General features: G+C 70.1%; 11 protein-coding genes. 5 read left to right on the top strand and 6 right to left on the bottom strand.

Going from position 1 to position 10,114, the window contains the following annotated elements; genetic code table 11:
- Positions 1-773 (top strand): LLM class F420-dependent oxidoreductase (locus AC1DU4_RS25415; protein WP_477844612.1); only part of this gene is annotated, 773 nt, incomplete at its 5' end.
- 16 nt (positions 774-789) lie between these two features.
- Here the strand turns inward: AC1DU4_RS25415 and AC1DU4_RS25410 are convergent.
- From AC1DU4_RS25410 to AC1DU4_RS25385, 6 genes are read right to left on the bottom strand one after another with little or no spacing between them, the layout of a single operon-like run.
- Positions 790-1,737, bottom strand: coding sequence for a pyridoxamine 5'-phosphate oxidase family protein (locus AC1DU4_RS25410; RefSeq protein ID WP_477844610.1), 948 nt, complete (start codon positions 1,735-1,737; stop codon positions 790-792).
- 28 nt (positions 1,738-1,765) lie between these two features.
- On the bottom strand, positions 1,766-3,232 hold the full coding sequence (locus AC1DU4_RS25405; protein WP_477844608.1) for an FAD-dependent oxidoreductase: 1,467 nt from the start codon (positions 3,230-3,232) through the stop codon (positions 1,766-1,768).
- Between the two features lie 57 nt (positions 3,233-3,289).
- The gene (locus AC1DU4_RS25400; protein ID WP_477844606.1) at positions 3,290-3,727 is read right to left on the bottom strand and encodes a carboxymuconolactone decarboxylase family protein; all 438 of its coding nucleotides are present in this window, start codon (positions 3,725-3,727) and stop codon (positions 3,290-3,292) included.
- Positions 3,724-4,623: an NAD(P)-dependent oxidoreductase gene (locus tag AC1DU4_RS25395; RefSeq protein WP_477844604.1), complete on the bottom strand. Its 900-nt coding sequence runs from the start codon at positions 4,621-4,623 to the stop codon at positions 3,724-3,726. Before AC1DU4_RS25395 ends, AC1DU4_RS25400 begins: the two co-directional genes overlap by 4 nt.
- A complete protein-coding gene (locus AC1DU4_RS25390; protein WP_072846999.1) occupies positions 4,620-5,369 on the bottom strand; it encodes an SDR family oxidoreductase in 750 nt (249 codons plus the stop codon). Before AC1DU4_RS25390 ends, AC1DU4_RS25395 begins: the two co-directional genes overlap by 4 nt.
- Positions 5,370-5,402: 33 nt before the next feature.
- Complete coding sequence (locus AC1DU4_RS25385; RefSeq protein WP_477844602.1) at positions 5,403-6,875, bottom strand: aldehyde dehydrogenase; 1,473 nt, start codon at positions 6,873-6,875, stop codon at positions 5,403-5,405.
- Positions 6,876-7,145: 270 nt separating this feature from the next.
- Between AC1DU4_RS25385 and AC1DU4_RS25380 the strand changes: the two genes are divergently transcribed.
- The 4 genes from AC1DU4_RS25380 to AC1DU4_RS25365 all read left to right on the top strand — a co-directional run.
- Positions 7,146-8,003 (top strand): mycofactocin-coupled SDR family oxidoreductase, encoded by an 858-nt coding sequence (locus tag AC1DU4_RS25380; protein ID WP_477844600.1) that lies wholly within the window; start codon positions 7,146-7,148, stop codon positions 8,001-8,003.
- A gap of 102 nt (positions 8,004-8,105) precedes the next feature.
- Positions 8,106-8,675 (top strand): TetR/AcrR family transcriptional regulator, encoded by a 570-nt coding sequence (locus AC1DU4_RS25375; RefSeq protein WP_477844598.1) that lies wholly within the window; start codon positions 8,106-8,108, stop codon positions 8,673-8,675.
- 4 nt (positions 8,676-8,679) lie between these two features.
- On the top strand, positions 8,680-9,897 hold the full coding sequence (locus AC1DU4_RS25370) for a cytochrome P450 (protein ID WP_477844596.1): 1,218 nt from the start codon (positions 8,680-8,682) through the stop codon (positions 9,895-9,897).
- Positions 9,897-10,114 (top strand): SDR family NAD(P)-dependent oxidoreductase (locus tag AC1DU4_RS25365; RefSeq protein ID WP_477844594.1); only part of this gene is annotated, 218 nt, incomplete at its 3' end. The genes AC1DU4_RS25370 and AC1DU4_RS25365, both read left to right, overlap by 1 nt.

Raw genomic sequence — 10,114 nt, 5'->3', positions numbered from 1 at the left:
CGTTCTACGTGCCCGAGCACACCCACATCCCGGCCCGCCGTGACGCCGCCCATCCGCAGACCGGTGACGAGACGCTGCCCGACGACCGGTACATGCGCACCCTCGACCCGTGGGTAGCGCTGGCGACGGCCTGCTCGGTGACCGAGCGGATCAGCCTCGGCACCGCGGTGGCCCTGCCCGTCGAACACGACCCGATCACCCTCGCCAAGACCATCGCCTCCCTCGACCACCTCTCCGGCGGCCGGGTGATCCTCGGCGTCGGGTACGGCTGGAACCTCGACGAGCTCACCGACCACGGTGTCCCGACGGGCCGGCGCCGGACCATGCTGCGCGAGTACCTCGAGGGCATGCAGGCGCTGTGGTCGCAGCAGGAGGCCGAGTTCGACGGCGAGTTCCTGAAGTTCGGTCCCAGCTGGGCGTGGCCCAAGACGATTCAGCAGCCGCGGGTCCCCGTCGTGGTCGGGGCCGCGGGCAACGAGAAGAACTTCAAGTGGATCGCGCGTTCGGCCGACGGCTGGATGACCACCCCGATCGAGCAGGACATCGACGACAACGTGCTGTTGCTGCGACGCATCTGGACGGAGGCCGGCCGCGAGGGCGCGCCCCGGATCGTGGTGCTGGCGGGCAAGCCCGACCCGGAGCGGCTCGCGCGCTGGGAGGACCTCGGCGTCACCGAGGTCGTGTTCGGGGTACCCGACAAGTCCGAGGCCGAGGTCGTGGCCTACCTGGAGAGGCTCGCCGGCAAGCTGGACCGGACGCCGGTCGCGCGCTGACCCGCGGTGGTCGGGTTCAGCCCAGAGCCTGAACCCGACCCTCCTTGCGGGCCTTGGCCAGCCCGCGCCGTGCCAGGAGGCCGTTGGCCAGCAGCAGGACGGTCTTGTTCGCGGGTGCGCGGAAGCCGAACTCGGTGTGCGGCGCGTAGTGCGCCTCGGTGCCGGTGACCTCGAGCCAGCCGGTGTTCTGGCGGGACTCGAGGCCGACGAGCTGGGCCCGGTAGGAGTGTGCGAGCAGCCCGGCGCGACGGCCGCCGGGCGGCACCCAGGCGGGCACCCGCAGCCGGACGCCGTCGGCGTCGGCGTCGATCACCCCGGCCGGCGCGACCACCGGGTACCGATCCGCGTCGCGGTAGGCGAGCAGCAGGTGGGGGAGCCGCGCGGCCCGCTCGCCCGTTCTGGCCGCGTCGACCCGCGGGCCGGTGCCCTTCTTCGGTGGCGACTGCGGCGCGGCGGCGGCCTCGGGCCGCGGTGCTCCGAACACTTCGGGCTCACCGTCCGCGTTCGACGAGGACCAACTGAGGGCCCGGGTCACGGTCACCGTCACCAGCACCCGGTCCTCGTAGTACGCGTGCAGCCACCGGCCCCAGAACCGTCCCGTCTTCGGTGCGCCCATGAACGGCTCCGAGACGGTGCCGATCTCGTCGAGCGTCGTGCGGTCGGGGTGTGGGTCGAATCGGGCCTCGCCCTGGACGAGGACGAACCGCGGGTCGGGCCGGTCACCGACGCCGTGTTCGCGGGCGTGGAAGGCCAGCGCGACCCGCGGATCGTCCCTGATGTGCTCGAGTTTGCGGCCGAACCCGAGCGAGGTGGTGAAGCCGACCGTGCCCAGTTCGCGATCGCGTATCCCGAACGGCGACACCGACGTCACCACCGCCCCGCCCGCCGGGGTGAGGCAGGCGAGACCGCAGGTGAGGTCGCCGCCGATGATGTCGTCGACGTCGTCCGACCAGGTGACCGGCATGAGTCGAGGCTACTCGCGCAGTAGCCGCCTAGCCCTTGGCGGCGGAGATCCCGGCCCGGCGACCGTAGAAGCTGCCGTCGCCCAGTGAGGTCCCGCTCGCGTAGCCGCCCGCGCACACCCCGGATGTGCAGCGGCCGGCGGCGAACAGGCCGGGGATCGGCTCGCCGTTCACGTGCAGCACCTCCGAGTTGATCGTGGTGCGCAGGCCGCCGAGGGTGAACCCGGCGGTGCAGTTGCGCAGGTCCAGCGCCGCGACGGGGGAGCCGATCGGCTTGCACCACTCGGCCTTCTTGCCGAGCACCGGGTCCTCGCCGTTCGCGGCGTGCCGGTTGTAGACCTCGACGGTGGACTGCAGGGTGCCCGCCGGCAGCCCCATGTCGGACTCGAGCTCCTCGACCGTCTCGGCGACCCACTTCGGCTGGAACCGGAAGAAGGGGGTGGAGCTGTCCGCCGCGCAGCCCTCCTCGTAGGCCGCCTCGTCGATGATGAGGTACGCCTGGTTGCCGTTGCGCAGCAGCGTCTCCTGGCCGACCCGGCCGGGGTAGGTGTCCTCGTTGACGTACCGCTGACCGCGGGCGTTGACGAGAATGCCGCGGGCCATCAACTGCGGCTCGCCGAAGAACGCGACCTCGGTGGCATCCATGTGTGCCAGGTCCGCGCCGATGGCCTGTGCCATCTGGATCGCCTTGCCGTCGTGCTCCTCGATCGAGGCGCCGGGCTTGCCGATCAGGTGCGGGGCGAACGCCTGCACCATGTCCTTGTTGTAGGCGAAGCTGCCGGTGGCCAGCACCACACCCGTGCGGGCCCGGATCGCGAGCTCCTTGCCGTAGTGCTTGGCGACGATGCCGACGACCTGGTTGCCGTCGACGATCAGTCGTTGCACCCGCATGTCGTACTCGTGGCGCACGCCCAGCTCTTCGGCCGTCTCGACCAGYGGCTTCATCAGCATGTAGCCGCCGCCCTTCTCGCCGGTGCGCTTGCCGGTCATCTGCGGCACGTGCCCGCGCGGGGCGGGGGTGGCGACGGTGTTGAAGGGTGCGGCGTTCTCGCCGCCGGAGTACATCAGTCCGTCGTCGTAGGGGGTCTCCCAGCCGGGCTGGCCGTAGAAGCTCTCCTTGAACGGCACGCCGTTTTCGACGAGCCAGTTGTAGTGCTCGACGCTGCCGTTGCAGTAGTCGGTGATCTTCTCCTCGTCGGCGCCGGGCCCCAGCGCCGCCATCATGAACGCCTTCATGTTCTCGGGGGAGTCCTCGAACCCGAGGGCCTGCTGCAGCGGGGTGCCGCCGCCGAGGTAGATGAAGCCGCCGGCGAGGGCGGCCGCGCCACCCCATCCGCTGGTTCGCTCGAGCACCAGCACGTCGGCGCCGGCCCGGGCGGCCTCGATTGCGGCGCTGACGCCGGCGATGCCGTATCCGGCGATCACCACGTCGGCCTCGTGATCCCAGGTCTGCACCTGGTCGACGGACAGCGGGCGGATGGGAGTGGCCTCGGCCATGGATCGGGTCCTTCTCTCGAGAGTTGTTGCCTTCAGTGCAGTATTTCTGTTGCGGCCTCAGCCCGTGGTCGAATCGGCGGACTCCGCGGCCGCCGCCTGCTCTGCCTCCCGGGCGGCCCTGCGCCGGTCGGCCTTCACGGCGACGAGGGCGTTGTTCAGCCCGGTGCCCAGCGGCCAGCCGACGTAGTGGCACAGGAAGATCGCGGCCTCCTCGCACTGCTGCTCGGTGAGCTCCTCGTTGTGCAACGCCGCATTGAGCTGGATCTTCGCGACGTCGCCCTGCCCCTGTGCGGTGATCGCGCCGAGCAGCAGCAGGCGCCGGTCGCGCAGGCTCAGGCCCGGCCGGGTCCAGATGTCGGCGAACAGGTGGTCCGCGGTCACGGCGAAGAAGTCGCCGGGCACGTCGGACGGCATATCCCAGCCGTACACCTGATTCATCATGGCGACGCCGCGCTTGCGGGCCTCGGTGGGGTCCGAGCCGTTCTGGTCGGTCATGCGTGCTCCTTCACGGTGGATTCTGCGATGGTTCCGGTGCCGACGCCGAGACCCGGACCCAGTCCGGAGAGGGCGCGCAGCGCCAGCGGAAGGTCGACGCCGAGTCGCGCGCCGAGGTCGAGTGCGAGGGCGAGGTCCTTCTCGCCCAGGTTGCGGACGTGGCTCAGGATCGAGAACCAGCCGTCGGACTCGGCGACCGGGGCGGTGGTCTCGCGCAGCATGATCGCCCCGGCGCCGCCGGTGATGGCGTCGGTGTGCCGGACCACCTTGCCGAGGGTGCGGATGTCGAGGCCGGCGGCCTCGGCGAGTCGCTGCGCCTCGGTGGCGGCGGTGAACGAGATGAAGTGGAGCAGGTTGCGGGCCAGCTTCATCCGCGTTCCCGCGCCGACCTCGCCGGCGTGGACCACCAGTTCGGCGAACCGGCCGAACGGCACGCGGACCGCGGCGAACGCCTCCTCCGGACCGCCGACCATCACCGCGAGGCGACCCTGCTGGGCACCGGGTGCGCCGCCGCTGACCGGTGCGTCGATCAGGTGGACGCCCGCCTCGGCGCAGGTCCGGGCGAGTTCGACCGCGGTGACGTCCGAGATCGTGGAGTGCACCGCGATCACCGTCCCCGCCCGCGCGGTGGACAGGATGCCGTCCGGGCCGGCGACCACGTCGCGGACCTGGGCGTCGTCGAGCACGGTCACCGAGATCACCGTGGCCTCGGCGGCGACGGCCGCCGCGGTGGCCGCGGCGCGTGCCCCGGCCGCCGTGAACGGCTCGGTGGCCTCGGGGCGGGCGTCGCAGACCACCAGGCCGCCCGGCCAGTCGAGCAGCCGTTTGGCCATCGGCGCGCCCATGTTGCCGAGTCCGATGTAGCCGAGCGTGGTGTCGGTGGCTGCCGCGGTCATGACCGGTACACCTGTCCGCCGTCGACGTTGAAGATCTGGCCGGTGACCCAGCCCGCCTCGTCGGAGAGCAGGAACAGGCACATGCCGACCAGGTCGTCGGTGGTTCCCATGCGCTGCAGCGGAATTCGCTTGACCATGTCCTTGACGATGTTGCCGGGGGTGACGGTGCGGGTGGCCTCGGTGTCGATCGGGCCGGGCGCGATCGCGTTGATGCGGATGTTCGACCAGCCGAGTTCGGTGGCGAGCTGCTGGGTGAGGCTGTTGACCCCGGCCTTCGCCAGGCCGTAGTAGTTCGAGTACAGCCAGGCGGCGGTGGAGGACTGGTTCACGATCGAACCGCCGTTCGCGCGCATGTGCGGGACCACGGCCCGGCAGACCTGCAGCGCGCCGTCCATGTTCACGGACATGAACTTGCGGTAGTAGTCCCAGTCGACGGTCAGCAGGGAGTCGATCTTCATGTCGCCGTAGATCGCGGCGTTGTTGACCAGGTGCTCGATGCCGCCGAACTTCTCGACGGTGAAGTCGGCCAGCGCCTGGGTCGACGCGCCGTCGGCGACGTCGACCTCCTTGAACACCGCGCTGCCGCCGTCCGCGGCGATCTGCTTGGCTACGGTCTCGCCGAGTTCGCGGTTCAGGTCCGCGACCACCACGTTGGCGCCCTCGGCGGCCAGCGCCTTCGCGTACCCCTCGCCGATGCCCTGCGCCGCGCCGGTGACGATGGCGGTGCGTCCGTCGAAACGTCCCATGGGAAGTCCTGCCTTCTTCTGTCGTGGAATGAACTACGCGGATGCGGGGGAGGCGACGAGCTTGGTCTCCAGGTACTCCTCGAAGCCGGCGACGCCCATCTCGCGTCCGATTCCGGACTGCTTGTAGCCGCCGAAGGGTGCGTCGGCGCTGTACCAGACGCCACCGTTGACGCTCAGGGTTCCGGTGCGGACGCCCGCAACCACGCGGCCGACCCGTTCGGGGTCCGTGCCCCAGACAGCGCCCGAGAGTCCGTACGGGGACTCGTTGGCGATCCGCACGGCGTCGTCGTCGCCGTCGTGCGGCAGGACGACGAGCACGGGACCGAAGATCTCCTCCTGCGCGACACGCGCGGAGTTGTCCAGGCCGGCGATCAGCGTCGGCTCGACGAAGAATCCGCGGTCCCGGTCGGCGGGGCGCCCGCCGCCGGTGACGAGGGTGCCGCCCTCCTCGACCGCGAGCCGCAGGTAGCCCTCCACGCGGTCCCGCTGGCGAGCGGAAATGAGTGGGCCGCACACGGTTCCGGGGTTCGTGGGATCACCGGGCCGGATGCCGGCCATGGTCTTGGCGGTCGCCGCCACGGCCTCGTCGTAGTGCGCTCGTGGGACCAGCAGTCGGGTGGTCAGCGCGCACCCCTGACCGGCGTGCATGCACACGGAGAAGGCCGCGTAGGAAACGGCAGCCTTGACGTCGGCGTCGTCGAGGACGATGAAGGCGGACTTGCCGCCGAGTTCGAGGAACACCTTCTTCAGCGAGTCCGCCGCGGCCCGCATCACGGCCTTCCCGGTCGCGGTGGATCCGGTGAAGGAGACCAGGTCGACGCGGGGGTCCTCGGCGAGCTGGGCGCCGATCCGGTGGTCGGTGGAGGTGACGACGTTGACCACGCCGGGCGGGATGTCGGTCTCCTCGGCGATCACCTTCCCGACCAGTGCGGCGCACCATGGAGTGTCGGGTGCGGGCTTGAGCACGACGGTGTTGCCGGCGGCCAGGGCCGGGCCGAGCTTCGCGAAGTTGATCTGGTGCGGGAAGTTCCAGGGGGTGATCGCGCCGACCACGCCGACTGCCTCCTTGAACACCCGCCGTCCGGTGGTGATGCCCATCGGTGTGGCGGTGCCGAGATCGGTTTCCCAGGAGTAGCTTTCGGCCAGGTCGGCCCAGTACCGCAGGTCGCCGATCGGTCCCTCGAGCTGGGGGCCGCTGGTGAGCAGGGCGGGGGCGCCGACCTCGGCGATGGTGATCTCGCGCAGCTCCTCGAGGTGGGACTGCAGCGCGTCGCAGAGTTGCCGGAGGCACCGGGCGCGGAAGGCGTGGTCGCGGCTCCAGCCGGTGGTGTCGAACGCGCGTCGTGCGGCCCCGATTGCGGCGTCCATGTCCGAGGCGGTGCCCTCGGCGGCGTGGCCGATGATCTCTTCGGTGGCGGGGTTGAGGACCTCGAAGGTGCCCCCGGACCCCGGAATCAGCTTTCCGTCGACGAGCAGTGCCGAGCTGTCGGCTGGTCGGAGCGTCATGCGCAAACCCTTCCGTATCTGGACAGGTGTCTGGACTATAGTTCGCACAGATGTCATGCGCAATGAGTTTCGGGCAGAATGGATTTCGAAACCGGTATCGACAAACGAGGGACTTCGTGTCTACTCTTCGTCACACCGCTGAGGCACCCGGCAGGTCGTTGCCGGGACGGTCGCCATCGCTCGCGGGACCCGCGGTCCTTCGGTGTCCGCGGGTGGGTGCAGCGTGTGCCCGATCACCGTTCCCTGTTCGTTCGTTCGAAGGGAGATGCAATGAGTCGAGTTGCAGGCAAGGTCGCGTTCGTCACCGGCGCGGCCAGGGGTCAGGGCCGCAGCCACGCGGTCCGGCTGGCCGAGGAGGGGGCCGACGTCATCGCCTTCGACCTCTGCGAGGACATCGGCACCAATGAGTACCCACTCGCCGGTGAGGGGGATCTCGCCGACACCGCGAAGATGGTCGAGAAGACCGGCCGCCGGGTGGTCGCCGCCAAGGTCGACGTCCGGGACAGGGCGGCGATGGAGGCGCGGTTGGCCGAGGCGGTGGCCGAACTCGGCGGGCTCGACATCGTGGTGGCCAATGCCGGGATCTGCCCGCTGGGCAACCACATTCCGATCATGGGTTTTGTCGACGCGTTCGACGTGGACTTCGTCGGCGTCGTCAACACCGTGCACGCGGCGATGCCACACCTGGGGGCGGGGGCGTCGATCATCGCGATCGGGTCGGTCGCCGGCCTGGTGCCGCAGACCGGAATCAACGGCCAGCAGGCGCTCCAGGGGCCGGGCGGGGACGGGTACGGGCTCGCCAAGAAGATGATCGCGACGTACACGAGTTCGCTCGCGCTGACGCTCGGCCCCAGTTCGATCCGCGTCAACGCGATCCATCCGACCAACTGCAACACCGACATGCTGCAGAGTCCGCCGATGTACAAGACGTTTCGTCCGGACCTCGAGAGCCCCACCGCCGAGGACGCGGCGGTGACCTTCCCGTTCATGCAGGCCATGCCGATTCCGTGGGTCGAGCCCGAGGACATCTCGCACGCGGTGCTGTACCTCGCCTCGGACGAGTCCCGGTACGTGACCGGGCAGCAGTTGCGCGTCGACGGCGGCGCCGGCATGAAGATCGGACTGTAGGGCGCGCCGCCCTGCTGACCAGCCGTGACGACGAGCGAGACGGGCCGGGGCGCCGCCCGGCGGGATGGTTCCGGACCTCGAACTGCAGTAGTGTCTGGACATGTGTCTAGTCAAAGTTTCGAGTCCACCCGCCGGCGCCTGACCCCCAAGCAGGCCGACACCGTCGACAGGCTGTGCGCGGCCGCGGTCGAGGTGCTCCGCGAGGAGGACTTCGCGGGCCTGACGGTGCGCACCGTCGCCGCACGCGCCGGTGTCGGTCCCGCCACCGCCTACACCTACTTCTCCTCCAAGGAACACCTGGTGGCCGAGGTGTTCTGGCGCCGGCTCTCGCGCTCGCCCCGGCCCGAGCCCTCGGACTCCGGCCGCACCGGTCGGGTGGTCGCGGTGCTTCGTGACATCGCGCTCCTGCTGGCGGACGAGCCGGGCCTGTCCGCCGCCGTCACCAACGCCCTGCTCGGCGGCGATCCCGACGTCGAGCACCTGCGCGGCCGGATCGGCCTCGAGATCCGGGGGCGCCTGGAGGGCGCGCTGGGTGCGGGACACGACCCCGACGTGCTGGAGACACTCGAACTCCTCTATGCCGGCGCACTGCTCCGCGCCGGCATGGGATACGGCTCCTACGAGCAGCTCGCCGATCGGCTCGAGCGTTCCGCCACAATGATTCTGGAGTGATTCCATGACCGAAGCCCTGATCGACCCGGTGGTCTTCAATCCGTACGACTACCACTTCCACGACGATCCCTACCCCGTCTACAAACGGCTTCGGGAGGAGTCGCCGATCTACCACAACCCGGACCTCGGGTTCTGGGCGCTCTCGCGGCACCGCGATGTCGTGGAGGCGTTCAAGGACGGCCGGCGCCTGTCCAGCGCCAACGGCGTCTCGCTCGACCCGGCGGCCTACGGTCCCCACGCCCACTACGTGATGTCGTTCCTCGCGATGGACGATCCGAGGCACATGCGGCTGCGACAGTTGGTCTCTCGCGGATTCACCCCACGCCGGGTGGCGGAACTGGACGGTCGCATCCAGGAACTGTCCAGGCTGCACCTGGCTCCGGCGCTCGCGGCGGGGGAGTTCGACGCGATCTCGGACTTCGCGGGCAAGCTGCCGATGGACGTCATCTCCGAGCTGATGGGTGTGCCGGAGCCCGACCGCGCCGAGCTGCGCCGGATGGCGGACCTGGTGGTGCACCGGGAGGACGGCGTGCAGGACGTCCCGCCGGCTGCGGTGGAGTCCTCGATGTCACTGATGACCTACTACAAGGACATGATTGCGCAGCGTCGGCGCTCGCGCACCGAGGACCTCACCTCGGCGCTGCTCGACGCGGAGATCGACGGGGACAAGCTGTCCGACGCGGAGATCCTCGGGTTCATGTTCCTGATGGTGGTGGCGGGCAACGAGACCACCACCAAGCTGCTGGGCAATGCGCTCTACTGGGGCGCCCGCAATCCCGACCAGGTCGCTCCGCTCCTGGACGACGCGGGCCGGGGGTCCGCCGGCGTGTCGCAGTGGACGGAGGAGACCCTGCGCTACGACACGTCGAGCCAGATCATCGCGCGGACCACCACGGAGGATCTCGAGTACTACGGCGAGGCGGTGCCCGCCGGGGAGAAGATGCTGCTCCTGGTCGGCTCGGCCAACCGTGACTCCGACGTCTTCGAGGACGCCGACGAGTACCAGGTCGGCCGGAGTTCGACCGCCAAGCTGGCCAGCTTCGGGGGCGGCGTGCACTTCTGTCTCGGCGCCCACCTGGCCCGGCTGGAGACGAACATCGCGCTCGCCGAGTTCGCCCGGCAGGTGTCGGGATTCGAGGTCGACGAGTCCGGGATCGAGCGCGTCCACTCGACCAACGTGCGGGGCTTCGCCACCCTGCCGGTGAAGGTGCAGGTGCGCTGATGCCCAGATTCGAACCCCATCCCGCCAGGCGGCCCGCGCTGATCAGCGGCGCGTCCTCGGGGATCGGCGAGGCCACCGCCTACGCGCTGGCCGAGCTCGGTCACCCCGTTGCTCTCGGCGCCCGGCGGGTCGAGCAGAGCGAGGCGATTGCCGAGAAGATTCGCGGCGGCGGGGGAGAGGCGTTCGCGCACTTCCTCGACGTCACCGACAACGACTC

The organism is Rhodococcus sp. P4_F5 (genome assembly GCF_056401315.1).
This window is presented reverse-complemented; position numbering and strand designations above follow the sequence as displayed.

Coding starts and splice junctions, on each gene's coding strand:
- AC1DU4_RS25400 (WP_477844606.1), bottom strand. CDS start 3,727: ATGACCGACCAGAACGGCTCGGACCCCACCGAGGCCCGCAAGCGCGGC.
- AC1DU4_RS25410 (WP_477844610.1), bottom strand. CDS start 1,737: ATGCCGGTCACCTGGTCGGACGACGTCGACGACATCATCGGCGGCGAC.
- AC1DU4_RS25380 (WP_477844600.1), top strand. CDS start 7,146: ATGAGTCGAGTTGCAGGCAAGGTCGCGTTCGTCACCGGCGCGGCCAGG.
- AC1DU4_RS25385 (WP_477844602.1), bottom strand. CDS start 6,875: ATGACGCTCCGACCAGCCGACAGCTCGGCACTGCTCGTCGACGGAAAG.
- AC1DU4_RS25390 (WP_072846999.1), bottom strand. CDS start 5,369: ATGGGACGTTTCGACGGACGCACCGCCATCGTCACCGGCGCGGCGCAG.
- AC1DU4_RS25395 (WP_477844604.1), bottom strand. CDS start 4,623: ATGACCGCGGCAGCCACCGACACCACGCTCGGCTACATCGGACTCGGC.
- AC1DU4_RS25370 (WP_477844596.1), top strand. CDS start 8,680: ATGACCGAAGCCCTGATCGACCCGGTGGTCTTCAATCCGTACGACTAC.